At 58.7% G+C, this 22044-nt stretch carries 23 protein-coding genes; 11 read left to right on the top strand and 12 right to left on the bottom strand.

Going from position 1 to position 22044, the window contains the following annotated elements; genetic code table 11:
* Positions 1-48 precede the first annotated feature (48 nt).
* On the bottom strand, positions 49-930 hold the full coding sequence (locus I6L35_RS12770) for a PHP domain-containing protein (RefSeq protein ID WP_100646425.1): 882 nt from the start codon (positions 928-930) through the stop codon (positions 49-51).
* 436 nt (positions 931-1366) lie between these two features.
* Between I6L35_RS12770 and I6L35_RS12765 the strand changes: the two genes are divergently transcribed.
* The 8 genes from I6L35_RS12765 to I6L35_RS12730 all read left to right on the top strand — a co-directional run bounded on the left by I6L35_RS12765 (position 1367) and on the right by I6L35_RS12730 (position 10226).
* The gene (locus I6L35_RS12765) at positions 1367-3001 is read left to right on the top strand and encodes an anthranilate synthase component 1 (RefSeq protein ID WP_216978357.1); all 1635 of its coding nucleotides are present in this window, start codon (positions 1367-1369) and stop codon (positions 2999-3001) included.
* Positions 2994-3593: an aminodeoxychorismate/anthranilate synthase component II gene (locus tag I6L35_RS12760; RefSeq protein WP_216978356.1), complete on the top strand. Its 600-nt coding sequence runs from the start codon at positions 2994-2996 to the stop codon at positions 3591-3593. The genes I6L35_RS12765 and I6L35_RS12760 overlap by 8 nt, the downstream gene beginning before the upstream one ends.
* A gap of 15 nt (positions 3594-3608) precedes the next feature.
* On the top strand, positions 3609-4637 hold the full coding sequence (gene trpD / locus I6L35_RS12755) for an anthranilate phosphoribosyltransferase (protein ID WP_216978355.1): 1029 nt from the start codon (positions 3609-3611) through the stop codon (positions 4635-4637).
* A complete protein-coding gene (gene trpCF, locus I6L35_RS12750) occupies positions 4637-6133 on the top strand; it encodes a bifunctional indole-3-glycerol-phosphate synthase TrpC/phosphoribosylanthranilate isomerase TrpF (protein WP_216980282.1) in 1497 nt (498 codons plus the stop codon). The genes trpD and trpCF overlap by 1 nt, the downstream gene beginning before the upstream one ends.
* A gap of 47 nt (positions 6134-6180) precedes the next feature.
* On the top strand, positions 6181-7389 hold the full coding sequence (trpB, locus tag I6L35_RS12745; RefSeq protein WP_216978354.1) for a tryptophan synthase subunit beta: 1209 nt from the start codon (positions 6181-6183) through the stop codon (positions 7387-7389).
* Positions 7386-8192: a tryptophan synthase subunit alpha gene (gene trpA, locus I6L35_RS12740; RefSeq protein WP_005350211.1), complete on the top strand. Its 807-nt coding sequence runs from the start codon at positions 7386-7388 to the stop codon at positions 8190-8192. The genes trpB and trpA overlap by 4 nt, the downstream gene beginning before the upstream one ends.
* A 656-nt stretch (positions 8193-8848) precedes the next feature.
* Positions 8849-9631 (top strand): hypothetical protein, encoded by a 783-nt coding sequence (locus I6L35_RS12735; RefSeq protein ID WP_216978353.1) that lies wholly within the window; start codon positions 8849-8851, stop codon positions 9629-9631.
* Positions 9632-9710: 79 nt separating this feature from the next.
* Positions 9711-10226, top strand: a complete 516-nt coding sequence (locus I6L35_RS12730) for a hypothetical protein (protein WP_216978352.1) — start codon at positions 9711-9713, stop codon at positions 10224-10226.
* A gap of 284 nt (positions 10227-10510) precedes the next feature.
* Here I6L35_RS12730 and I6L35_RS12725 read toward each other — a convergent pair whose 3' ends face one another.
* The gene (locus tag I6L35_RS12725) at positions 10511-11044 is read right to left on the bottom strand and encodes a metal-dependent hydrolase (protein WP_216978351.1); all 534 of its coding nucleotides are present in this window, start codon (positions 11042-11044) and stop codon (positions 10511-10513) included.
* A 216-nt stretch (positions 11045-11260) separates the two neighbouring features.
* Between I6L35_RS12725 and I6L35_RS12720 the strand changes: the two genes are divergently transcribed.
* On the top strand, positions 11261-12037 hold the full coding sequence (locus I6L35_RS12720; protein ID WP_216978350.1) for a BPL-N domain-containing protein: 777 nt from the start codon (positions 11261-11263) through the stop codon (positions 12035-12037).
* A 182-nt stretch (positions 12038-12219) separates the two neighbouring features.
* On the opposite strand, the gene I6L35_RS12715 is transcribed toward I6L35_RS12720, so the two are convergent.
* The 8 genes from I6L35_RS12715 to I6L35_RS12680 form a co-directional block, all read right to left on the bottom strand.
* Complete coding sequence (locus tag I6L35_RS12715; RefSeq protein WP_005347375.1) at positions 12220-12369, bottom strand: hypothetical protein; 150 nt, start codon at positions 12367-12369, stop codon at positions 12220-12222.
* Between the two features lie 466 nt (positions 12370-12835).
* A complete protein-coding gene (locus tag I6L35_RS12710; RefSeq protein ID WP_216978349.1) occupies positions 12836-14047 on the bottom strand; it encodes a NupC/NupG family nucleoside CNT transporter in 1212 nt (403 codons plus the stop codon).
* 358 nt (positions 14048-14405) lie between these two features.
* A complete protein-coding gene (arsC, locus tag I6L35_RS12705; protein ID WP_042054966.1) occupies positions 14406-14831 on the bottom strand; it encodes a glutaredoxin-dependent arsenate reductase in 426 nt (141 codons plus the stop codon).
* Positions 14832-14906: 75 nt separating this feature from the next.
* Positions 14907-15971, bottom strand: coding sequence for an ACR3 family arsenite efflux transporter (arsB, locus tag I6L35_RS12700; protein ID WP_005338173.1), 1065 nt, complete (start codon positions 15969-15971; stop codon positions 14907-14909).
* Between the two features lie 108 nt (positions 15972-16079).
* Positions 16080-17843, bottom strand: a complete 1764-nt coding sequence (gene arsA, locus I6L35_RS12695) for an arsenical pump-driving ATPase (RefSeq protein ID WP_216978348.1) — start codon at positions 17841-17843, stop codon at positions 16080-16082.
* 27 nt (positions 17844-17870) lie between these two features.
* Complete coding sequence (gene arsD / locus I6L35_RS12690) at positions 17871-18239, bottom strand: arsenite efflux transporter metallochaperone ArsD (protein WP_005347398.1); 369 nt, start codon at positions 18237-18239, stop codon at positions 17871-17873.
* 4 nt (positions 18240-18243) lie between these two features.
* Entirely contained in the window at positions 18244-18612 is a 369-nt protein-coding gene (locus I6L35_RS12685; protein WP_216978347.1) for a helix-turn-helix transcriptional regulator, read from the bottom strand.
* 239 nt (positions 18613-18851) lie between these two features.
* Positions 18852-19250, bottom strand: coding sequence for an META domain-containing protein (locus I6L35_RS12680; protein WP_005359119.1), 399 nt, complete (start codon positions 19248-19250; stop codon positions 18852-18854).
* A 157-nt stretch (positions 19251-19407) separates the two neighbouring features.
* Between I6L35_RS12680 and I6L35_RS12675 the strand changes: the two genes are divergently transcribed.
* Positions 19408-19887, top strand: a complete 480-nt coding sequence (locus tag I6L35_RS12675; RefSeq protein ID WP_064338427.1) for a hypothetical protein — start codon at positions 19408-19410, stop codon at positions 19885-19887.
* 3 nt (positions 19888-19890) lie between these two features.
* Here I6L35_RS12675 and I6L35_RS12670 read toward each other — a convergent pair whose 3' ends face one another.
* Both I6L35_RS12670 and I6L35_RS12665 read right to left on the bottom strand, forming a co-directional pair.
* A complete protein-coding gene (locus I6L35_RS12670; RefSeq protein ID WP_118854119.1) occupies positions 19891-20370 on the bottom strand; it encodes a putative 4-hydroxy-4-methyl-2-oxoglutarate aldolase in 480 nt (159 codons plus the stop codon).
* Between the two features lie 42 nt (positions 20371-20412).
* The gene (locus I6L35_RS12665) at positions 20413-20820 is read right to left on the bottom strand and encodes a DUF3293 domain-containing protein (protein WP_216980281.1); all 408 of its coding nucleotides are present in this window, start codon (positions 20818-20820) and stop codon (positions 20413-20415) included.
* 396 nt (positions 20821-21216) lie between these two features.
* Between I6L35_RS12665 and arcA the strand changes: the two genes are divergently transcribed.
* Complete coding sequence (arcA, locus tag I6L35_RS12660) at positions 21217-21936, top strand: two-component system response regulator ArcA (protein ID WP_005338193.1); 720 nt, start codon at positions 21217-21219, stop codon at positions 21934-21936.
* The last annotated feature ends 108 nt before the right edge of the window (positions 21937-22044 follow it).

The raw sequence follows: 22044 nt of genomic DNA, 5'->3' as shown, positions 1-22044 counted from the left end.
ACTACCTTAACCTGTTTGAACCTGTTTGTGGCCGCTTCGCTGGCGCCGTTACCGGCTTGCCAGCAGCTCGGCTTGTTGCTCGGTGGTGAGCCCAAAGTGATTTGGATAGGCCAACCAGATGGGCATCCCCTCTTTGGGCAGCCAGAGGTGGCGGCCCAGCTCGGTCCAGTTGGAGGGGAAGTGAAAATCCGATCCCACCGAGATATAGAGGTCGTGATCCTTGGCCCACTGGCCCAGATTGGCCCGCTCCTGCGGACTCTGCTGGGGCAATGAGACCTCCATGGCATCGCCACCGGCCGCCTTGAAGGCCACCAGCAGCCGCTTGATCCACTTGGCGGTGAGATCGTAACGGCTGGGGTGGGCCAGCACCGCCAGCCCGCCAGCGGCGTGAATGGCAGCGATGGCTTCGCTCATCTCGGGCCACTCGGCCGGGGCATACCCTTTATTGCCACGGCTCAGGTACTTTTTGAATACCTTCTGCATGTTGTCGGCCACCCCACGCGCCACCAGCACCCTGGCAAAGTGGGCGCGGGTCACGGCAGCATCACCGGCGAGCGCCTTGGCCTCTTCATAGGTGCCGGGGATGAGGCACTTCTCCAGACGACGCCCGATTTCCAGCGCGCGCGCCTCACGGCGGGCCAACTGACCGGCCAGAAAGTCGGTCAGCTGCGGATTGTTTTCATCCACCCCCAGCGCCACGATATGAATTTCGTGATGCTCCCAGCCGGTGGAGATCTCGACCCCGCTCACCAATCGCAGCGGCAGTTGCTCGGCTTCGATGGTGCGGCGCACCTCATCAAGCCCAGCGAGGGTATCGTGGTCAGTAACTGCTAACACCTCGACCTGTTTTTCGGCAGCGCGACGCACCAGTTCGGCGGGGCTCAGCACCCCGTCGGAGGCAGTGGTATGGCAGTGAAGATCGAATCTCATCAGGTTATTCCGCTCTCGTGGTCAGGTCACCATTCATGGCAAATCGGTGAAAGAAGGCTAAAAAGCGACTTGACTTGGCCGCGGCTTTATCGTCTTCTGTAGGCACTTCATTGCAAACATCTTTTTACAGGACTTTATCATGCAAACGACTTCCATCCTGACCATCTGGTGGTGGCACACTCCCTGACATGCGGGCGTGTGGTCGTTGCTGTACCTGTAATCTGACAGCAAATTAAGAACCCAAAGAAAAAGCCCGCTGACCCCAGCGGGCTTTTTTATTATCCGGCAAATGGACCTGTGATGAAACCGAGAATTCAGACAAGCAAGCTGACCTGGCGATGGCGCCCCTGAACCAGCCACCCCGGACCAATTAAATTTCTAAGGAATTCAACGTCATGAACATCGGTAACACGCATCACACGCAAGGGAACGCACTATGACAGCCACACATCGCCTTCCTCTGGGTGAATTCGATACCCTCAAGCTCAACGCCCCCTATGTGGCCGACCCGCTGGCGCTCTATACCCGCCTCTGTCAGGGTCGCCCCAACAACCTGCTGCTGGAATCGGTGGAGATCGACTCCAAGGCGGGCAAACAGAGCCTGCTGCTGGTCGATGCCTGCCTGCGCATCGAGTGCCGTGGCCGCACCGTGCGGGTTCGCAGCCTGAACGACAACGGAGCCCAGTTGCAGAGCCTGCTGGCCGAGCGGCTGCCTGCGGTGGTGGCTCGTTCGCTGGTAGATGGCGAATTGCAACTCGACTTCCCGGCCTCCGATCGGGAGCTGGACGAAGATTCCCGCCTCAAGGGGAGCAGCGTGCTGGACGTGCTGCGCACCCTGCAGCGGGAGCTTGATTGCCAGCTCGGCAAAGAAGCGCTCTTTATGGCGGGCAGCTTTGCCTATGACCTCATCGCCTCATTTGAAGAGCTGCCTGAAGTGCCGGAGGGGAGCAACAGCTGCCCCGACTACTGCTTCTACGTGGCCGAGACCCTGATCACCATCGACCATATCGAACGCACCACTCAACTGCTGGCCTGCATCTTCGGCGGCGACAGCGACGAGAGCCTGGTGGAAAACAGATACACCCGCCTGACCGAACGGCTCACCGACTTCAAACAGATTTGCCAGCAACCCCTCTGCGCCGAGCTGACCACCCAGCCCCTGACCGGCGGCATGAGCGTGGACAAGAGCGACAAACAGTTCTGCGCCGAGGTAGAGAAGCTCAAGGGCTTTATCCGCCGTGGCGACATCTTTCAGGTGGTGCCGTCCCGCTGCTTCACCCTGCCCTGCCCGAGCCCGCTGGCCGCCTATCGCCGCCTCAAGCAGACCAACCCCAGCCCCTACATGTTCTACGTGCAGGATGAGGGCTTCACCCTGTTTGGCGCCTCGCCGGAGAGCGCGGTGAAATTCTGCGCCGCCAGCCGCGATGTGGAGATGTACCCCATCGCCGGTACCCGCCGCCGCGGCTTCAACCCCGATGGCAGCATCAACCGGGATCTCGATGGTCGTATCGAGCTGGAGCTGCGTCAGGACGAGAAAGAGGTGGCCGAGCACCTGATGCTGGTGGATCTGGGGCGCAACGACATCGCCCGCATCTCGGAGCCGGGCACCCGCTACGTCAAGGAGCTGCTGAAAGTGGATCGCTACAGCCACGTGATGCACCTGGTCTCCAAGGTGGTCGGCACACTGCGCTCCGATCTTGACGCCCTGCACGCCTATCAGGCCTGCATGAACATGGGCACCCTCACAGGCGCCCCCAAAATCCGCGCCAGCGAGCTTATTCGCATGGTGGAAGGCAAGCGCCGCGGCAGCTACGGCGGTGCGGTCGGCTACATCAACGGCGCTGGCGAGATGGATACCTGCATCGTGATCCGCTCCGCCTTTGTCAAAGAGGGCGTGGCCCACGTGCAAGCCGGTGCCGGGGTGGTCTATGACTCCAAGCCCCAGGCCGAAGCAGACGAAACCCGCGCCAAGGCGGCCGCCGTGCTGGCCGCCATCGCCGCCAGCCATGGCACCTCTCTGCAAGCCCTGAGCGCCCAGCAGGAGCAACATAAGGACGTGAGCCATGACTAATATCTTCCTGCTCGACAACTTCGACTCATTTACCTACAACCTCGTCGATCAGTTCCGCTCCCTCGGTTATCCGGTGCGGATCTACCGCAACAGCCTGCCGGCGAGCCGCATCATGAGCGAGCTCGCCGCCTGCGAAGGGGACGCCGTGCTGGTGCTCTCGCCGGGCCCGGGTGCCCCCCACGAGGCGGGTTGCCTGATAGACCTCATCAAACTGGCCCGCGGTCAGGTGCCCATCCTCGGTATCTGTCTCGGCCATCAGGCCCTGTGCGAAGCCTACGGTGGCACCGTCGGCGCGGCGGGCGAGATCGTCCACGGCAAGCGCTCCCTGATTGAGCACAACGGCCACGGCGCCTTCGCCGGTCTGCCGAGCCCGCTGCCGGTGGCCCGCTACCACTCGCTGGTCGCCACCTATGTACCGGAAGAGCTGACGGTGATTGCCCACTATCAGGGGATGCCCATGGCCATCGAGCAGCAGGATGAGCGGGTACTGGGCTTCCAGTTCCATCCCGAATCCATCATGACCTCGGAAGGGGCCCGTCTGCTGACTCAGGCGCTCGCCCATATCACCCGTCCAGAAAGCAGCGTGCGTTAAGGTAAGGAGACCAACATGCATCAACATCTCAACACCCTCTATCAGGGTCAGTCTCTGAGCCGTGAAAGTACCCGCGACGCCTTCGGCCAGGTGGTTCGTGGCGAAGTGGACCCCATCGTGCTCGCCAGTCTCCTGACCGCTCTCAAGATCAAGGGGGAGACCCCGGAGGAGATCGCCGGCGCCGCCGAGGCGCTCTTGGCGGAAGCGCGCGACTTCCCGCGTCCGGATTACGAGTTTTGCGACATCGTCGGCACCGGTGGCGATGGCCTCAACACCATCAACGTCTCCACCACCTCGGCGCTGGTCGCCGCCGCCTGCGGCCTGAAAGTGGCCAAGCACGGCAACCGCTCGGTCTCGAGCAAGTCGGGTTCGAGCGATCTGCTCGACAAAATGGGCATCAAGCTCGACATGAGCCCGGCACAGGCGCGCCGCTGTCTGGACGAGCTCGGCATCTGCTTCCTGTTCGCCCCCCAGTACCACGCCGGGGTGCGCCACGCCATGCCGGTGCGCCAGGCCCTCAAGACCCGCACCCTGTTCAACGTGCTGGGGCCGCTTATCAACCCCGCTCGCCCCACCTATCAGCTGATGGGGGTCTATGCCCCCGAGCTGGTGCGCCCCATTGCAGAAACCCTGCTGGCACTGGGGCTGAAAACCGGTATGGTGGTGCACGGCGCCGGGCTGGATGAAATCGCCATCCACGGCCCGACCCAGGTGGCCCAGATCCGTGACGGCGAGATCCGCGAATTTATGATCACCCCGGCTGACTTTGGCCTGGAGACCTATCCGGTCAGCGCCATTCAGGGGGGGGAACCGGAAGAGAACCGTGCCATCACCGCCGCCATTCTGGAAGGGCGTGGCACCCCGGCCCACAACGCCGCCATCGCCGCCAATGTGGCGCCGCTGCTGCTGATGGCGGGCAAGGCGACCGATCTCAAGAGCGCGGCGGCCGAGGTGCTGGCGGTGCTGGCGAGCGGCAAGGCTGCGGATCTGGCCGCTCGGCTCGCCACTTTAAGCCATAAGGAAGCGGGCAATCAGGAGGCATGATGTCAGCCACCATGTCGCACAGCAGTCATTCAGAACGCCCACAGGGCAAGAGCCAGTTTCGCAAGGATAACGAGATGTCAGACCTTATTGCCCCCCATGCATTTCTGAACATGGCCTCCATCAGCCAGACCATTCTCGGCAAGATCGTGGCGGCCAAACAGGAGTGGGTTGCCGCCCGCAAGCTGGCCCAACCGCTGGAGAGCTTCCAGAGCGCGCTGACCCCGAGCGATCGGGATTTCGTCGGGGCGCTCAAGGCGGGCTCCACCCGCTTTATTCTGGAGTGCAAGAAGGCCTCCCCCTCCAAGGGCTTGATCCGCGATGACTTCAGCCCGGAGGCGATCGCCGACATCTATGGCAAATACGCCACCGCCATCTCGGTGCTGACCGACGAGAAGTTCTTTCAGGGGGATTTCGCCTTCCTGCCGCGGGTGCGCAGCCGCGTCAGCCAGCCGGTGCTCTGCAAGGATTTCATGATTGACCCCTATCAGGTCTATCTGGCCCGCCACTATCAGGCGGACGCCATCCTGCTGATGCTCTCGGTGCTCACCGACGAGGGGTATCGTGCCCTGTTCGCGGTTGCCAAAGAACTGGGGCTGGGCGTACTCACTGAGGTGAGCAACGAGGAGGAGCTGACCCGCGCCATCGCGCTGGGGGCGCCGGTGATTGGCATCAACAACCGGGATCTGCGCGACTTGAGCGTCGATCTCAACCGCACCAAACAACTGGCCAAAGATATTCCGAGCGATCGGGTAGTGATCAGCGAGTCCGGCATCAACCATCGCGCCCAGGTAGCGGATCTGCGCCACTACGCCAAGGGCTTTCTGGTGGGCTCGTCATTGATGGCCGAGCCGGATCTGGAAGCCGCAGTGCGCAAGCTGGTACTGGGCCAAAACAAGGTGTGCGGCCTCACCCGCGCCGAGGATGCCGCCGCTGCCCATCAGGCGGGCGCGGTGTTTGGCGGTCTTATCTTTGTGGCGAAAAGCCCGCGTTATGTGGACATCCCCGCCGCCCGCGCCGTGATGGCGGGCGCACCGCTCTCCTATGTCGGGGTATTTCGCAACGCCCAGCCCGCCACCATTGCCAAGACGGTGGATGCGCTGGGGCTCGCCGCGGTGCAACTGCATGGGGATGAGGATGCTGCCTATATCGAGGAACTGCGGCCGCTGCTGCCCGCTGGCTGCCAGATCTGGAAAGCAATCGGAGTCACAAGCGGCGAGCCGCTGCCCGCCCTCGACTACCCGGCGGATCGGCTGCTGCTGGATACCAAAGTCGGCAGCCAGAGCGGCGGTACCGGTCAGGCGTTCGACTGGGCCCTGCTGGCCACGCTCGATAAAGCCAAGCTGATGCTGGCGGGCGGCCTTAATCCCGACAACGCCCTGCAGGCGGCGCAAGTGGGCTGCCTCGGACTTGATTTCAACTCCGGGGTGGAGAGTGCCCCGGGCCAGAAGGATGCGCACAAGATTGCAGCCGCCTTCGGCGCACTGCGCAACCTGTAACGCAACCCTTTTTGATATTTCGATTTAGCTAATACAAGGAAGAAGCCATGACCCTGCTCAACCCGTTTTTCGGTGAATTTGGCGGTATGTATGTACCCCAAATCCTTATCCCGGCCCTGCTCCAGCTGGAGAAAGCCTTTGTCGACGCCAAGGATGATCCGGCCTTTATCGCCGAGTTTCAGTCCCTGCTGACCGAGTATGCCGGTCGCCCGACTCCGCTCACCCTGACCCGCAATCTGACCAAGGGCACCAAGACCCGACTCTATCTGAAGCGTGAAGATCTGCTGCACGGCGGCGCCCACAAGACCAACCAGGTGCTGGGTCAGGCGCTGCTGGCCAAGCGGATGGGCAAGAACGAGATCATCGCCGAGACCGGCGCTGGTCAGCATGGCGTGGCCACTGCGCTGGCTTGCGCCCTGCTCGGCCTCAAGTGCCGGGTCTATATGGGTGCCAAGGATTGCGAGCGCCAAAAGCCCAACGTCTTTCGCATGAAGCTGATGGGCGCCACCGTCATTCCGGTGCACTCAGGCTCCAGCACCCTCAAAGATGCCTGCAACGAGGCGCTGCGCGACTGGGCCGCCAACTACGAGTCGGCCCACTACCTGCTCGGCACCGCCGCCGGCCCACACCCCTTCCCCACTATCGTGCGGGAGTTCCAGAAGATGATCGGCGAAGAGGCCAAGGCCCAGTGCTTCGAGAAGGAAGAGCGGCTGCCCGATGCGGTGATCGCCTGCGTCGGCGGCGGGTCGAACGCCATCGGCATGTTTGCCGACTTTATCGATGAGCCGTCGGTGCGCCTCATCGGCGTCGAGCCGGGTGGTCACGGTATCGAGAGTGGCGAGCACGGTGCGCCGCTCGGTCACGGCAGCAAGGGGGTCTTCTTTGGCATGCACTCCTACCTGATGCAGGACAATCAGGGCCAGATCCAGGAGTCCTACTCTGTCTCGGCGGGGCTGGATTTCCCCTCCGTCGGCCCGCAGCACGCCCACCTGGCCGCCATCGGCCGCGCCGAGTACCCCTCGGTGACCGACAAGGAGGCGCTGGACGCCTTCCAGGAGCTGGCCAAATCCGAAGGCATCATACCGGCGCTGGAGTCCTCCCACGCGCTGGCCCACGCCCTCAAGATGGCCCGCAGTGAACCGGAAAAAGAGCAGGTGCTCATCGTCAACCTCTCCGGCCGTGGCGACAAAGATATCTTCACCGTGGCTGACATCTTGGAAACAGAAAGCATCGAGAAAGAAGGAACCTTGTCATGAACCGTTACGCACAACTCTTCTCCCGTCTGGATGAAGCCAATCAGGGCGCATTTGTGCCGTTCGTGATGCTGGGTGACCCCACCCCCGAATTGTCACTGGCCATCGTCGATGCGCTGGTCGCAGGGGGCGCCGATGCCCTCGAGCTCGGCATTCCCTTCTCCGATCCGGTGGCGGATGGCCCCACCATTCAGGGCGCCGCCCTGCGCGCCTTTGCCAGCCACACCACCCCGGACGACTGCTTCGAGCTGCTTGGCCGCATCCGCGCCAAGTACCCGCAGCTGCCCATTGGCCTCTTGGTCTACGCCAACCTGGTCTATGTGCGCAAAATTGACGGTTTTTACGAGAAGTGCCAGCAGGCGGGCGTGGATTCAGTGCTGGTCGCCGACGTGCCGGTGCAGATGTGCGCCCCCTACAAGGCGGCCGCCGACAAGTTCGGCATCGACAGCATCTTTATCGCCCCTCCCAATGGCGATGCCGAGACCCTGAAACAGGTGGCGGAGCTCGGCAATGGCTACACCTATCTGGTGAGCCGTGCCGGCGTCACCGGTGCCGAGACCAAGGCCGGCATGCCGGTGGAGGGGCTGATCAATACCCTGCGCGAGTTCAACGCCCCGCCCGCCCTGCTCGGCTTTGGCATCAGCGAACCGGCTCAGGTGCGTGAAGCCATCGCCGCTGGCGCCGCCGGTGCCATCTCCGGCTCCGCCGTGGTGAAGATCATCGAGACCCACCACCAAAACCCGGAGCATATGCTCACTCGTCTGAAAGAGTTTGTGGAAGGGATGAAGGCCGCGACCAATCGCTAAGGGGCAGCATTGGTCAAAGGCCGGTGGTCGTGAGTGGCCCGCTTATGTATCGATATCACGCATAGCGGCAATCACTGCATCGTTGCATCAAAGGGAGCCTGACCGGCTCCCTTTCTCTTTGTCGCTTGCACCCGCTTGCGGCTCCCGACCTGTTGCCCCCTCTCCCTCCGGGAGAGGGCTGGGGTGAGGGGAATTGTGCATTCCCAACCAAATGAGTTGCTCACATAGCGCACGCCTTAATAACTAATTTATTGATCCAACACAGATTCCCGCCAAAGCCCCCTTCTCAGCTATCAGCATCGCCCTTAAGATAGCCAAACGACAATCAACCTCTCGGAAGAACGCCATGACAGCGATTGTTGCAATCTCGCAGGTTAACAGCAGCGGACTGGGAGCTGGAACTCAGGGGCGGTAGCGTGGTTTTTTTGTAGGTTGGCGCAGAGCGTAGCGAAGCCCAACAGGCGAGCATTATTGCGCCAACCAGATCGGGATAAACAAGGATGTGGCAAAACCGTACAAAAGCTTTTCAGATATATTCGCGGTAAACGTTGGGCTTCACTTCGTTCAGCACCAACCTACGATTTATAGCCCAACATACAAGATTCGCTTTTGGCCGCCCTTTAACCAAACATTAGCCACAAGCAAGAGAGAACGAAATGCAACAATTCTTAGAAAGTAACTGGCTGTCAATTCTGTCTATCCTTATAGGTATCGTCGTAGCATATATCTTTTACCGACTACAGAAAAAAGATACTGCATCTGCATCTGCTGAACGTAAGAAGCACGCTACATATGAGCTATTGGATGTTGTTGAAAGTTATATAATTAATAAGCAGCGACTATCGGAACATGTGATTGAAAATTTGATACATGCGTCTGAACGTGATCACTCAGTTGCATTACGACCAACATGCACTGCAATTTCACTTCTTCAAGATGTAGCCCTGCGTTTACAACGAAGCAGACATTTGGATATACCGCAAAAGTCGGAATATTCCGAAAAAATTGAAGAGCTAATACGTGAGACACGCGAGCATCGAGAGCCTACTCGTCTCAATGAATTGAACACAGAACCAGATGAAATCATTACCGCTCTTGAAGCAATGTTGATACCTGAGCGGAGAGAAGATGCGAGAAAAATTCTTGATTCACTAGCAAGCATTGTTGAAAGAAAAAGCGAGATCTCATTGAAGAATGAAAAGAGCAAAGAGCTTACCATGATAATGGCTACAACTCTTCTTGGTGTGTCTACAGCTCTAGCAACATCATTAATCGGCAGTAAAATTTTCGATTCAGTCACAACTTCACCAATAACTTCAATGTTCAGTAAGCTTTTCCCGCTTATGGGGGCACTTCTAGCAGTTGTGGTTGCACTTCAGGTTACAATTACTGCACTTCGAATCAGGAGGCGTGATTCTAAAAATAGTGATGAAAAGTAAAACATAATGGCTAACTCATCATTCAAACGGGACGCTTAACGGCCCCCTTAATTAAAACGTTATGCGTCAGAGATAATTTATGAATCCAGATATCTTTTTAGATGATTTTGAAATTACAGAAAACACTCAAGAACTACATGCAATACTCGGACGTTGCTTGATAGTTGCAACTCATTTTGATCTCTTATGTGACCATACATCGAAATTCTTTAAACTAAAACATTCGAATGTACAGGCTGCGGTTGATCTTCAGAAATTCGAGGGTTACGTGATAGAGTTAATGCATAAATACCAACCCCTACATCAAAGCATAGAGTCATTACCAATTAATGATGACGTAAAAAACATACTCATTGCTGCGAAAAAGGCTAGAAATGAAATAGCTCACAGTTTAGCCAGTGGTCTAACTGGATGCTTGGATACAAAAATAAATGAAAGCGAATTTAAATCTCACTTAACTCAACTCATTCAAGATGTAGCTGCTGGTGATTATTTTATTTCTTCTGTTTTATCACTAGGTAACAATGCCCCTTTGTTTCAATTTTCACACAATGAATACCAAGAAAAAATAGTGACATGGGTGCTTGGAAAGTGAATTAAAGCCGCATAAAAAATGCTTTAAGAGTGACTTCCAATGCATAGCTTTTTCAGCAGTTCGATTAGACCATGGCTATTACAGTTGTTGTGTTTAGGTTTAGTTTTGTAACCGCCTTAAGCGGGCGTTATGCCTCAGAAGATTAAACACCTATTGCAACAATAAATTTGGGACACCCATCATTCTATAAAACAAGTTACATCGCCAGAGCATAAATAAAGGGTAACCGAGGTTTGATTTTTACTCAGCCACGATATTTCTAACAACCCTTGCCAACCCCACCACTACCTCCCCCTGTCCAATACCCGCCATCCCATCAGCGCCAGCATCAATACAACCCCCGGCAGCCAGACCCAGTAGAGCTCGGAGAGGATCACCGCTTCACCCCGGGCGGTCAGATAGGCTTCCAGCTTGAAGGGGGCAACCCGGATCACCTGCCAGGGAGCGAAGAAACGCTCGTCACGCCACGGCCAGAGCCAGCCAACCCCCTTGCCGCCGGTGGTGAGGGAATCGAGCAGGCTATGGGAGAGCAGAGAGACCAGCAGAAATGACCAGACGGTAGCGGCGCTCGCCCGAAATTGGCGGTGAAACAACACAGCCAGCGTGGGCAGGGCAAAGGCGAACAACAGGGAGTGGGTAAAGCCGCGGTGGCCAAAGACATGGCCGTAGGCGACCCCCAGTTTAAAGGCGAGCACATCGGCATCGGGCAGCATGGCGATGGCGACACCGGCCAGCAGCAGGCGTGGAGGGATAATCCGGCTGCCAAGCCCCAGTCCAAGGCAGAGAGGTACGGCGGCGTGGGTAACTATGGTGGGCATAGGATAAAGCTCCAACTGAAAACGTGAGCTTACCTTATCCCCGCTCGGTGAAGTGAAGGTGAAGTGTGCCCACTGTATTGGTTCGCTGTTAGCTAAACGCAGCGCCAATCAGCTTTGGCGCGCTAACTTGAAATGTTCATTTAACTGCGGCTGACATGCAGAACGGGATCGTGATAAGTAGTCTCTTCGGTTCACATCACAGGGATAGTGGCAGCGATGAATGTATCAAAAAGCATCAGGCTGATTGCGAGCGTTATCAGCCTTTGGTTAGTGACTGGATGCATGGCAGAGGCCGCCTCTGAGCAGCCCGAAAAAGAGCCGTACGCGCTGATCTATAACGGGCCGGTTTCTGATGGGGATAGCACGAAGGCGATTGCGGATGTGGTCAGGCAGGTGGGCTTGCCGGTCAGGTATCTCTCCAATATCGGGGAGCTGCCTGCAGAGCTCAATAATGCCAGGGTATTTATCGTTGGCGGCACTGAGGACGATGTGGAGCCGCTCCTCAATGCCTTCACCGCAGACGCGCGCTCGGCATTAAAAACCTATTTGCTAAGCGGTGGCCGCTACCTCGGGATCTGTGGGGGTGCCTTTGTGGCATCTATCGGCTGGTCTGAGGATGAAGGCTTTGTGCCGGCGCTGGGCCTTGTCCCTGCGACATCCGATGATTATGACGGCGACTTTAGCGCCAGGATCTTCCCGATCAGCTGGCTTGGTGAAGCGCGCCAGATGTATTACCAGGCCGGCCCGCAATTTACGCCGGTGCCAAGCCCCGAGCAGGTCAAGGTCATCGCCCATTTTCAAAACCATCAGATTGCCGCGCTGATCAGCTCATACGGGAAAGGCAAGGTGGCCGTTTCCGGGCCACATCCCGAAGCCCCTGAATCGTGGAAAGAGAACGCGGTGGACGGCGACAAGATGGAGTCGAATATTCATCTGGCTGCAGGACTCGTTAACGAGTTGCTCTCCGAAAAGCCCGTCACCCATTCGAATTAGTCGCATCCCTACGCCCCTGGATTTGCTCCCATTGATCGGCCCGGAAGTCAGGCCATCCAATCGACCGCAATCCATAAAAAAACCACCTACCTGCAAAAGGTCGGTGGTTTTTTTATCGGTGGCAGATCACGGGTAGCCGATACAAAGCGTTCGCTACCTCAACTTTCGCCCGGGAACGAGCACTACTCTTCCTGCTCCTCCGGTTGTCTCTCCCCACCCCGCAACTGTTGCAGCTCATCGACTCGGGCTTGCCACTTCTCTTGGGCTTTTTTGCGCTCCTGAAGCTGGAACTCTTCGCGCATGGTGTCGATGTTAAGGTCAAGTGTTTCCATCAGAGTGTCTCCTTTGTATGACCGCTTAAAGACTGGCTGACGGCGCATTGGCCAACCTGCTCCCCTATTCAGACACCACTCATCCCCCAAACGCCCAACTAAATAATCGATTGAATATGCAACATTCAATCTAAAAAACTATTCATTCTGCACGGTGACACGCTGTAGCAGCGGCTGCCGCCCCGTTACGCGAAACGCAACGAGGCCCACGTCCCCCGCCAAAAAGGTGATAAAGGCATACGCAGTAACCCGGTTTGGCGTAGTCCCATGCTGGAGCAGATCTCATCGCCGAACCGGATTATCTGGCACTGCGCCGAAATGGCGTTAAGCAGTGCTACTACCATTTTCAAAGGCAGGCAGCGCAGTTGCCCAACCGGCGAAACCAATAAAAAGACCCCCTATTGCCCAGCGGTAAGAGGGGGTCTTTTGTTTGAGCCGCCGGCTAGCCGGCTATTGCCTCACGCTATCAGGCCAGCGAGACAAAGATCCCGGCCAGGGTGGCACTCATCAGGTTGGCGAGGGTCGCCGCCAGTACCGCCTTGAAGCCCATATTGGCCACATCGTGGCGGCGCTCCGGTGCCATGGTGCCGATGGAGCCGAGCTGCACCGCAATAGAGCCCAGATTGGCGAAACCACAGAGGGCGAAAGTGATGATGATCTGGGTGTGGGCGCTCAGATCTGCCTTGATATTGGCAAAGTCCAGATAGGCGACGAACTCGTTCATGATCACCTTCTGACCAATCAGGGAGCCTGCCGCCATCATCTCACTGGTGGGCACGCCAATCAGCCAGGCCACCGGGGCAAACAGATAACCCAGCAGCTGTTGCAGGGAGAGATCGGCCCAGCCGAACCACTCGCCGACAGTGGTGAGACCGGCGTTGATCATGGTGATCACGCTGACAAAGGCGAGCAAGATGGTGCCGATGGCCACGGCGATCTTCATGCCGCCCATGGCACCGCCCGCCAGCGCGTCAATGGCGTTGCTGTAGTCACTCTTGTCGAGGGTGATCTCGGTCTGATCGCTCACCTGTTGCTGTTCCGGTACCAAGAGTTTGGCCATCAGCAGGCCACCCGGCGCCGCCATAAAGGAGGCGGCAATCAGGTATTTCAAATCCACACCCAGACCGGCGTAACCGCCCAGCACCGAGCCCGCCACCGAGGCCATGCCGCAGGTCATCACCGCAAAGAGTTCGGAGCGGGTCATACCGGCGAGGAAGGGGCGAATAAGCAGCGGCGACTCCCCTTGCGACAGGAAGATATTGCCGGTGGCCACCAGTGACTCGGCGCGGCTGGTGCCGAGCAGACGGTGAATGGCGCCGCCCAATACCCGGATCACCCACTGCATGATGCCAAAGTGGTAGAGCACGGCGATCAGCGCGCTGATAAAGATCACCAGCGGCAGCACCCGCACGGCAAAGATAAAGCCGTTGCTGGCCAGATCGCCAAACACGAAGCGGATGCCGCTGTCGGCAAAGCCGAGCAGGGCGGAGACGCCATTGCTCATGGCACCGAGCATGATTTGTCCGGGGGGGAAATAGAGCACCAGGGCAGCAAAACCGGTTTGCAGGGCGAGCGCACCCAGCACGGTTCGCCAGCGGATGGCTCGGCGGTTTTCACTCGCCAGCCAGGCGATAAACATCAGGGCCAGCATACCGACCAGACTCAATAACAGTGTCATCTTGCACCTATGAAGAGAGGAGTTTCATATGGCAAGTCTGCAGACAGGCGTCGCGGGCGATCCGGCGGGAGAAGTGCCGACCCACGCGACACGCAGACCACAAACCTACAGGTTAGTGGCGGGTCCCATCCTGGGGTCATTCACGTTCCGGGTGACAGCATGTATCGGGTGACGCCAGCGCCGTCGCAGGGGGAGATGCGGCCGGGTGGCAGGTCGGGCGGCGATGGTACAGTGATCATCGTCACAGAAAAAGCGGTAAAACGATTGGCCGGAATAACTTTTTCAACTTGTTCACACAACGAAACAGGGCCAGCGTGAAGCTGGCCCTGTTTCAATCCGTACTTGAGCGTTCAGACGATTACTTGAGGCGCTTGCCGCTCGCATCCACCACCTGCTCGCCATCCTCCTTGGCGAAGGCCCCTTTTTGCTGATCGGGCAGTATATCGAGCACCACCTCGGATGGGCGGCACAGTTTGGTGCCGAGGGGGGTGACCACGATAGGCCGGTTGATGAGGATGGGGTGGGCCAGCATGGCATCGATCAGTTCATCATCGCTGAAACGATCTTCCGCCAGCCCGAGCGCCTCGTAAGGCGGCACGTTCTTGCGTAGCAGATCGCGCACCGGCATACCCATAGCGGCGATCAGCGCCACCAGCTGGTCACGGGAGGGGGGCGTCTCCAGATAGTGGATGACAGTGGGCTCCACGCCGCTGTTGCGGATCAGCTCCAGGGTGTTGCGGGAAGTACCACATTCCGGGTTGTGATAGATGGTGATTGCACTCATTTGCGTGTCTCTCATTAATCAAGTGAATAGAAAATGGATAGCATCAGTTCGCGGCCAGCTGTTAGCGGCCATCAGTTAACGGCTCAGCCCCGCTTCGTACCAGGGTTTGCTGGCGTTAACCACCCGCACCACCAGCAGCATGACCGGCACCTCGATCAGCACCCCGACCACGGTGGCGAGCGCCGCGCCGGAGTGAAAGCCGAACAGGCTGATGGCGGCAGCCACCGCCAGCTCGAAGAAGTTGGAGGCACCGATCAGGGCGGAAGGACAGGCAACCGAGTGCTTCTCCCCCACCTTGCGGTTGAGCCAGTAAGCCAATCCCGAGTTGAACAGCACCTGGATCAGGATCGGCACCGCCAACAGGGCGATAACCAGCGGCTGCTCGATAATGGCGTTGCCCTGGAAGGCGAACAGTAGCACCAGAGTGAGCAGCAGGGCCGCCACCGACCAGGGCTGGATGCGGGTCATAACGCCGTCAAAATGGGCCTCCCCCTTTTTCAGCAAGGCCTTGCGCAGCAGCTGGGCGATGATGACCGGAATGACAATGTAGAGCACCACAGAGGTGAGCAGGGTATCCCACGGCACTATGATGCTGGAGACCCCGAGCAGCAGCGCCACCAGCGGAGCGAAGGCAAACACCATGATGAGGTCGTTCACCGCTACCTGCGACAGGGTGAAGTAGGGATCACCGTTGGTGAGGCGACTCCAGACAAACACCATGGCGGTGCAGGGGGCCGCCGCCAGCAGGATCAGCCCCGCCACATAGCTGTCGAGCTGATCCGCCGGCAGCCAGTCGGCAAACAGCACGCGGATAAAGAGCCAGCCAAGGAAGGCCATGGAGAAGGGTTTGACCAGCCAGTTGATAAAGAGAGTGACCCCAATGCCCTTCATGTGCCCCTTCACCTGATGCAGGGCGCCAAAATCGATCTTGAGCAGCATGGGGATGATCATCACCCAGATCAGCAGCCCCACCGGCAGGTTGACCTTGGCCACCTCCATGGCGCCGATGGCCTTGAAGAGATCCGGCAAACCCTGCCCGAGCCCAATCCCCACCAGAATGCAGAGGGCGACCCAGGCGGTCAGATAACGTTCAAAAAAGCCGATGGCAGGCACGGCCTTGGCATCACATGTTGCAGACATCACAGCTCCCGATGCGGCGCAATTTCGCATCTTCTATTGGTTCAAAACACGGGTTTATAACAAGTAACGGCATATTCAAGCCGCCCGGCAGCAGACCGGGGCGGCGACTCAATGGTACTGGCAGAGGCGGCGCAGGGCATCGGGCCCCACCGGCTCCTCGGCGAGCAGCGGCACCACGGCGTAGCGGCTGGCATGTTGCTGCTCGACCGCCTCGATATGGGGCAACTGGCGCTCGGCCCGCAGTTGCAGCAGCGGTGAGCTGACCGCGGCTTGCTGCAAGCTGTGGTTGATGAGCCAGCCCCAGGGCTCGATACCGGCCCGGCGCAGATCGGCCTGCAGATTCGCCGCCTCCTGCACTGGCGTCGGCTCGGGCAGCGTCACAATCAGCACCTTAGTCTGCTTGGGATCCTGCAACTGCATCATGGGGGTGGTGAAGTGCAGCCCCTTGTTTCCCATCTGGCGAGCGATCTCCCTGTGGTAGGCGCCGGTAGCGTCGAGCAGCAGCAGGGTGTGGCCGGTGGGGGCAGTGTCCATCACCACGAAGCGCTTGCCCGCCTCGCGAATGATGCGCGAGAAGGCCTGAAACACGGCGATCTCCTCGGTACAGGGGGAGCGCAAGTCCTCCTCCAGCAGTGCCCGCCCCTGCTCGTCCAGCGCTGCCCCCTTGGTGGCCAGCACCTGGGCGCGGTAACGCTCGGTCTCGGCGTGGGGATCGATGCGGCTCACCTCCAGATGGGGCAGACTAGCTGCCAGGGTCTCGCTCAGATGCGCGGCGGGATCCGAGGTGGTGAGGTGCACCGGCAGGCCGCGGCTCGCCAGCTCCACCGCCACGGCGGCCGCCAGCGTGGTTTTGCCCACCCCGCCCTTGCCCATCAGCATGATAAGGCCGTGACCGTCGGCGGCCAGCTCGTCTACCAGCGAACTCAACTCGGGCTGGGCTTGCTTGACAGTGGACTGTACTGTCGGGGATTCGGCGGCTGTTCCCTCTGCTTGCAGCAACAGCCGCAAACTGTCGAGCCCCACCAGATTGGTGGCCAGCAGCGGGATATGATCCTGCGCCAGCCCCTTTATCCCCTGCGGCTTCTGGGCGAGAGCCTGTTGCTCGCGCTGCCAGAGCGCCATTGCCAGCGGATCTCCGGCAATGGCGCCTTCGGGGAAGAGGCCATTGATCACCAGTTGCTGATTCAACAAGCCGATGGCGGCCAGCTCCTCGTGGGTGCGAGCCACTTCCCGCAGAGTGGATTGCTGGGCGCGCGCCACCAGCACCAAGCGGGTGCGGGCAGCATCTGCCAGGGCGGCGACCGCCTCGCCATACTGGCTGCGCTGTTTCTCCAGCCCCGCCAGCGGGCCGAGGCAGGAGGCATCCCCCTTGCCCTGCTCCAGAAATTCGCTCCAGGCTCCCGGCAGTTGCAGCAGCCGGATGGTGTGGCCGGTTGGCGCCGTATCAAAGACGATGTGGTCATACTCGGCCAGCAGCGTTTGGTCGGTCAGCAGGGTGGTGAATTCGTCAAAGGCGGCGATCTCGGTGGTACAGGCGCCGGAGAGCTGCTCCTCGATGCTGCGCACCACGCTCTCGGGCAACTTGCCGCGCACCGGCCCGACAATCCGCTCCCGATAAGCTTTGGCCGCCGCGGGGGGATCTATCTCCAGCGCCGACAAACCGGGCACAGCGGCGATGGTGGTGACGCGATTGCCGATCTCGGTGGCAAACACCTGCCCCACGTTGGAGGCAGGGTCGGTGCTCACCAGCAGCACCCGCTTGCCAATATCACAGAGAGCCACCGCACTGGCGCAGGCCAGCGAGGTCTTGCCCACCCCGCCCTTGCCGGTGAAAAAGAGAAACGGCGGTGGATTGGTCAGAAAATGGTACATAGCCTCTCCCGAATGGTGCGTCACGACTCAGCAGCAACCGCTGCCGGAGCAGCAACCGCCCTTGACGATCCCCTTGATGGCCGCTTGCGGCGCAGGCAGCCCGGCATAACGGGCCAGCTCACTGCGGCTCGGATAACGACCGGTCAACACCACCTGCCCCTCCACCAGCACCAGCGGCAACCCCTCCTCCCCGGCGTGGGTCAGAAAAGCGCTGACGGCAGGTGTCTCGGCAAATTGCATCGGCTGCTGGGCCAGATTGAAACGCTCGATGGCTACTCCCTGCTCCTTGGCCCAGGCAAGGTCGGCTGCGAAGGTGACCAGTGCCTGATCAACCTCGGTACCGCAGACACCGCTGGAGCAGCAGAGGGCGGGATCAAAAATCTGAATGGAGGACATGGCATTACTCCTTGTTGCAGCAGGGCTGCGCAGGCAGAACATGGGGGGAGCAGGCTGACTCGGCACGCATCACGCCGCACGCCTCGGGATGACCGGCACAGCACTCCTCGGTGAGGTAGGCGATCACATCCAGCATCAGGGGAATATTGGCGCGGTAGCGCAGAAAGCGCCCCTCCTGCTCCACCGACAGCAGACCGGCATTGAGCATCGCCTTGAGGTGAAACGAGAGGGTATTGGGGGCAATATCGATCTCGCTGGCCAGTTCACCAGCGACCCGCCCCTCCAGCCCGGCCTTCACCAGCAGCCGCCATACATCGAGCCGGATGCCGGATGCCAGCGATTCAAAGACCTTGGTGGCCATCTCTTTGTTCATCTTCATTCCCCTTGGTGCGACCTTTCATTTCAACTATACAAGAATTATTGAAATGATCAAAATGCGTACCGAAGCAAAAATTCGAGGTTCTGACATCAAACCGGGCAGAAAGGGGAATCGACGAGTGAACAACCGTTGCGGACGAGCACACAGGGCTCGTCGCAGATAAACAGACGCCCTCCAGACGGAGGGCGTATCAGACAGTCAGAGCTGTCGGGGCAATCAGACAAACGCGTGCCTTATTTGGCAGCAGGCACAGCGTTAAAGGTGAGCAGGGCTGCCTTGTTGGCATCGCTCAGAGTCAGCTGGTTGCCATTGATGGAGTAGGTTGCCACCTTCTCCAGCTTTTGCAGGAACTCGGTCTCTTTGTTCATGGCGTCGCCGATGCACATCATGCGAGTGGAGCCCATGGCGCCCAGCGTCAAGACACCGTCACCCTGCTTGGTGATACCGCCAAAATAGCGGTTGCAGCCGCCCTTGCCCGCCACCTTGCCGTCGACCACTTGCAGGGTGAAGGTATCGCCGGTGGCGCCTTGCAGCTGCCAGCTGGATGCTTGCAGTTGAGCCATGCTGGAACCCGTTGCCATTGCGCAGCCTCCCAGTGCCAGCGCGGCCAGCAGAGTCAGTTTCTTGTTCATGGATTCACCTCTTAATGATTAGAGCCATCAATACGGCAGCCTGTTTAACATGGCTGACGCCCATGCCAAAGGATTTTATTGTGATCTCGCTTCACTTTACTACCAGCTGGCATGTGCCATGCTTAGGCTCAGTTCCGGACCCAGGGAGGGGAAACGAATGGTCAAATCGCTCATCATCACACTGCTTGCAACCTGCGCCAGCATGGCCGCACAGGCCGCCGACTGGGCAGTGGTTCAGCCGCAATCCAACCCGTCTCTCTATGTCAAAAGTTACTCGGGTGTGCTGCTCAATGGCCATAGCCATCACAGCGACAGTTTTGATCTCTGGCTGGTCAATAGCGGCTATCAGTATCCGGTGGTGGATGATGTGACCCTCTTTATGGAAGCGGGCCCGGCGGTAGCGGATCAGAATCGCACATCCGGTTTCAATATGAGTTCGGGGGTGCGCTACCAGCTCTCTCCAGCATTCAATATCGGCAGCCAGATCAAGCATCTCGATCTCAACAAGGCCAGCACCCTGCTGGAGCTCAACTCCAGCCTGCTGCTGACCCCCAGACTCTCCCTCACCGCCAACTACGGCGTCAGCGCCATCACTGCCGATCAGGCACTGAGTCTGGGGGTCGGCTTCAATTTCTGATGATCACAACAGCGGCGTGGCGCTCACCACCACGCCGTTGCGATCCGCATAGACATAATCCCCTTCGTGGATGGTCACCCCGGCAAAGCTGACCACGGCCCCCAGCTCTCCCAATCCTCGCTTCTCGGTCTTGACCGGACAGGCCGCCAGCGCCTTGACCCCGAGCGCCAGTGTCGCCAGAGTGCCCACATCCCGCGCCGCGCCGTGTATAAGGATACCCTCCCACCCCTGCTCCACCGCCTTGACCGCCAGTTGATCGCCCAGCAGCGCACGGCGCAGCGAGCCGCCGCCGTCGATCACCATCACCTTGCCGTGACCGGGGCGGGTCACCAGATCCCGCACCAGACTGTTGTCTTCATAACAGGAAAGCGTTACGGCGCGACCATAAAAGAGGGCCTTGCCGCCAAAATCCTGAAACACCGGGTCGGCCACTTGCAGCAAGTCGCCATGTTGATCGCAGAGGTCGGGCAGGAGATCCAGCATGATTTGATTCCTTTCAGATACATGAAGGTGTTCATTCTTTCATCATGCAAGGTTTCTGGCAATCCAGAAGGATTCAATATTGCCCAAGCAAACGGCTGATTTATCCGTCAATACTGGTGTCAGCCAGAGCTGGCCATCCTCCACCCAGTAGATGGCGTTCTGGCCAAAACGGGCAGCCAGCTGACGGGCTTGTGGCAGAGATAGCGCCACCGCCAGCGATGACTCCTGCCAGCGTTCGTCCGGGTCAGATCCCCAAAACGGCCCCACCACGGGCACCTGCAAATCAACGGTCAGGTGGCGCCACATCGCACGTTCCCGCCGCGAATTGCGCCGCGCCGAGACCTGCTGACTGGTCGGGTTCCAAGCCGTAATAATGGCAAACTCGGGCCAAATTGGTGGCTCAAATGGCGCGAGAAAGCAGATTTTCTTGTAGTTTTCCCACAAATTCATGTCAATCACATGTTACATTCCATTACATTTTTCAGTGAATAAAAAGGGGGGCAGGCCAAGTATGATGCAGCTGTATCTGGGTTTGACCTATATCAAAACAGAGTTAAAAAGTTGCTATCTGACGGCAAAGAGTGTTGTTATGCTCCTGTTAACTGATAAAATGCGGCCACTTTCGTAATGGATGACCTTTCCAAGCGCTGCTCGACCAGACTTGTCGGGAACCTATAAGTGGCACAGGGATATTTGCCGGTACTGATGCCTAATTCGCGATACTCCGACCTGACTCTCATACCCAGGATGACGTAATTAATTTTCAGGATCAGTCAGGAAATCGGTTTGAAACGCCAAAGAGTGTTAAATTTAAGATAATTAACTGATAAGAATCTGGGAATACTCATGCAAACACCACACATTCTGATCGTCGAAGACGAGCTGGTCACACGCAATACCCTGAAAAGCATTTTTGAAGCCGAAGGCTACATCGTGCTCGAAGCCAATAACGGCGACGAAATGCACCAGGCCCTCACTTCCCACACCATCAATCTGGTGATCATGGACATCAACCTGCCGGGCAAGAACGGCCTGCTGCTGGCCCGTGAGCTGCGTGAGAACGACAACATCGCCCTGATGTTCCTGACCGGTCGTGACAACGAAGTGGACAAGATCCTGGGTCTGGAGATCGGCGCCGATGATTACATCACCAAGCCGTTCAACCCGCGCGAGCTGACTATCCGTGCACGCAACCTGCTGAGCCGCACCATGAACGTGGCTGCCGGTGGCGAAGAGAAGAAGCTGGTTGAGCGCTACCTGTTCAACGGCTGGGCGCTGGATATCAACAGCCGCGCGCTGGTCAGCCCCACTGGCGACATGTTCAAGCTGCCGCGCTCCGAGTTCCGCGCCATGCTGCACTTCTGCGAAAACCCGGGCCAGATCCAGACCCGTGCAGAGCTGCTGAAGAAGATGACCGGCCGCGAGCTCAAGCCCCACGACCGTACCGTCGATGTGACCATCCGTCGCATTCGCAAGCACTTCGAAAGCGTCAACGATACTCCGGAGATCATCGCCACCATCCACGGCGAAGGCTATCGTTTCTGTGGTGAGCTGGAGCAGGAATAAGCTCCCGCGACGCTGTTGATCTGAAAAGGCGCCTCGGGCGCCTTTTCTGTCTCTGCGATTTGCCTTAAAAGCTGAGAAACGATGAGCCTGACATCACACGGCGTACAA

The sequence above is a fragment of the Aeromonas sp. FDAARGOS 1405 genome (assembly GCF_019048265.1).
GTDB lineage: Bacteria > Pseudomonadota > Gammaproteobacteria > Enterobacterales > Aeromonadaceae > Aeromonas > Aeromonas veronii_A.
The sequence above is the reverse complement of the archived record's forward strand: the minus strand, read 5'-3'. Positions and strand labels throughout refer to the sequence as shown.